This window comes from Mesorhizobium sp. M7A.F.Ca.CA.004.12.1.1 (assembly GCF_003997835.1).
Taxonomy (GTDB): domain Bacteria; phylum Pseudomonadota; class Alphaproteobacteria; order Rhizobiales; family Rhizobiaceae; genus Mesorhizobium.
The window spans coordinates 1-2,615 of record NZ_RZRK01000840.1; the positions used below are offsets into that span (position 1 = coordinate 1).

The following is a 2,615-nucleotide window of genomic DNA, read 5'->3' on the forward strand; positions in this document are numbered from 1 at the left end:
AGACGCATTGATAAGCGCCGCTGAAATGGCCGCCCTACCCTTGCACCGGATCGCTTTTGCAAGGGAACATTTGAATGGCCAAAGTCACCATATCCAGCGTCATCGACGCGCCGGTCGAAAAGGTCTGGGCGCGCATACGCGACTTCAACGGGCTGCCGGGCTGGCATCCGCGCATGGTGGAGAGCCACATTGAAGACGGCAAGGATGCCACCATGATCGGCTGCGTGCGCAATTTCCAGCTCGCCAGCGGCGCCCGCCTGCGCGAAAAGTTGCTCGACTTCTCCGATCAGAATTTCCTGGTCAGCTACTCCATCCTCGAGACGCCGCAACCGCTGACCAATCACAAGGCGACCCTGCAGCTGCGGCGTGTGACCGATGGCGACCGCACCTACGCCGAATGGACCGCCAGCTTCGACGCCGCGCCCGAGGAGGCAGACAAGCTGGCCGAGGGCATGGGCGCGAATGTCTTTCAGGGCGGCTTCAACGCCCTGAAAAGCCATTTCGCCGGCCAGAGCTGACAGGAGCCAAACCATGGCGCTGGCACTGCAGACCTTTGCAACGGTGAAAGACGCGAACGCGGCACTGAAAGCCCAGGGCACACGCTATCTCGGCGGCGGCACGCTGGTCGTCCGCGCGGCCAATGAAGGCGATGTTTCGGTTTCCGGCCTTGTCAGGTCGACCGAGCCGTCTTTGTCCACCATCGCTGTTGCCGGCGGCAAAGTCCGCATCGGCGCTTCGGTGACGATGGCGGCGATCGCCAGTCATCCGGAGCTCGGCACGCTCGCCAAGGCCGCTCGCGCCGTCGGCGGCCCGGCCATCCGCAACATGGCGACCATCGGCGGCAATCTTTTTGCCCCGGCCCCCTATGGCGATTTCGCCGTTGCCCTGCTGGCGCTCGATGCGACGGTCGGCACCGATGACGGGCAAACGCCGATCGAGACTTTTCTGGCCAATCGGGACGGCAGCCGCGCCGTCGTCACTTCCGTGAGCTTCACGCTTCCGAAGGCCGACAGTTTCCGCTTCCTGAAAGTGTCGAGGGTCAAGCCCAAGGGCGTCTCTGTGCTCAGCATAGCCGCCGTTCTGGAACTGTCGTCGGATGGCACCGTGACCTCGGCGCGGATCGCGCTCGGCTGCATGGCGGATCGGCCAATGCGCGCCAGGGCGGCGGAAAAAGCGCTGATCGGCCGAACGCTGACCGCTGACGGCATCGCGCCGGCCTTGGCCGCGGCCGGCGATGGCATCTCGCCCATCACCGACCCGATCGCCAGCGCCTGGTATCGCGCCGAAGTCCTGCCGGTTCATCTCGGCCGGTTGCTGCTCGCTTAATATTCGTTCGGGGGCGCGCGTCTGTCCGCTGGTTGGGCAGGCGCGCTGGGAGGAAAACATGGCAAAGGTTCCGGTTCAATTCACGCTCAACGGCTCGGAAAAGGCCGAATTCATCGACAGCGGCACGACGCTGCTCCAGGCGCTGCGCGACAAGATCGGCGACACCTCGCCGAAAGGCGGCTGCCATCAAGGCACCTGCGGCGCCTGTTCGGTCATCATAGACGGCGAACTCAGGCTCTCCTGCCTGACGCTGGCCGAAACCTGCAATGGGGCGGCCATCAGCACGACTTCAGGGCTTTCGGAAAGCGGCGTGCTGCACCCGCTGCAGCGCGCCTTCCTCGACACCTTCGCCACGCAATGCGGCTTCTGCACGCCGGGCATGATCATGGCGGCCAAGGTGCTGCTCGATCATACGCCCAACCCCAGCCGCGACGAGGTGGTCGAGGCGCTATCGGGCAACATCTGCCGTTGCACCGGCTACGAACCGATCATCAAGGCGGTGCTGACTGCCGCCCGCGCCAATTCGCAGAACGCGGCCTGAGGGGTCCAAAAGAATGGAACTGCGCAAGAACTACTTCGCCGATGTCCGCAAAGATGATCTGCACGAGATCGGCCAACCTCGGCCGCGCTCCGATTCACCCGGCCATGTCACCGGCAAGACCGCCTTTTTCGCCGACCGCAATTTCCCCGGCATGCTGCACCTGAAGATGGTGCGCAGCCCGCATCACCATGCCCGCATCCGCTCGATCGACACGTCGGAAGCGGAAAAGCATCCGGGTGTGGTGAAAATTCTGACCGCCAAGGACGTGCCGCACAATGTCTACACCATCCTGATCCTGATCCAGGTCGGGCCGGAGGACGAGACCGTACTGGCCGACGGCAAGGTGCGCTGGAAGGGCGAGGCCGTAGTGGCGGTGCTGGCCGAAACCGAGCGTGCCGCGCAAGAGGCCGCAGCCAAGGTCAAGGTCGACTATGAGGTGCTGCCGGCCGTCTTCGATATGGAAGAGGCGCTGAAGCCCGGCGCACCGCTGGTCAACGAATATCACGGCCAGAATTATTATCTCTACGACAGCGGCGAGTGCCGCAAGGTGCGCTTCGGCGATGTCGAGGCGGGCTTCGCCGGCGCCGACCACATATTGGAGGAGAGCTACCAGTCCTCGCCGATCGAACATGCGCCGACCGAGACCACCGGCTGCGTGGTGGCACCCGAGGGCAATGACCGCTTCACCTGCTACACCAACACGCAGGCGATGTTCTTCACGCTCGACAACACCTCGATCATCCTGCAG

General features: G+C 64.0%; 4 protein-coding genes. All 4 read left to right on the plus strand.

Annotation, left to right across the window (positions count from 1 at the left end; genetic code table 11):
* Nucleotides 1–74 precede the first annotated feature (74 nt).
* Nucleotides 75–518, plus strand: a complete 444-nt coding sequence (locus EN984_RS30505) for an SRPBCC family protein (RefSeq protein ID WP_127266792.1) — start codon at nucleotides 75–77, stop codon at nucleotides 516–518.
* Nucleotides 519–531: 13 nt separating this feature from the next.
* Nucleotides 532–1,326: an FAD binding domain-containing protein gene (locus EN984_RS30510; RefSeq protein ID WP_127266793.1), complete on the plus strand. Its 795-nt coding sequence runs from the start codon at nucleotides 532–534 to the stop codon at nucleotides 1,324–1,326.
* Between the two features lie 58 nt (nucleotides 1,327–1,384).
* Complete coding sequence (locus EN984_RS30515; RefSeq protein ID WP_127266794.1) at nucleotides 1,385–1,867, plus strand: (2Fe-2S)-binding protein; 483 nt, start codon at nucleotides 1,385–1,387, stop codon at nucleotides 1,865–1,867.
* Nucleotides 1,868–1,880: 13 nt separating this feature from the next.
* Nucleotides 1,881–2,615, plus strand: a 735-nt coding sequence (locus EN984_RS30520; protein WP_164752540.1) for a molybdopterin cofactor-binding domain-containing protein, incomplete at its 3' end; no start/stop codon positions are given.

Coding starts and splice junctions, on each gene's coding strand:
- EN984_RS30515 (WP_127266794.1), top strand. CDS start 1,385: ATGGCAAAGGTTCCGGTTCAATTCACGCTCAACGGCTCGGAAAAGGCC.
- EN984_RS30505 (WP_127266792.1), top strand. CDS start 75: ATGGCCAAAGTCACCATATCCAGCGTCATCGACGCGCCGGTCGAAAAG.
- EN984_RS30510 (WP_127266793.1), top strand. CDS start 532: ATGGCGCTGGCACTGCAGACCTTTGCAACGGTGAAAGACGCGAACGCG.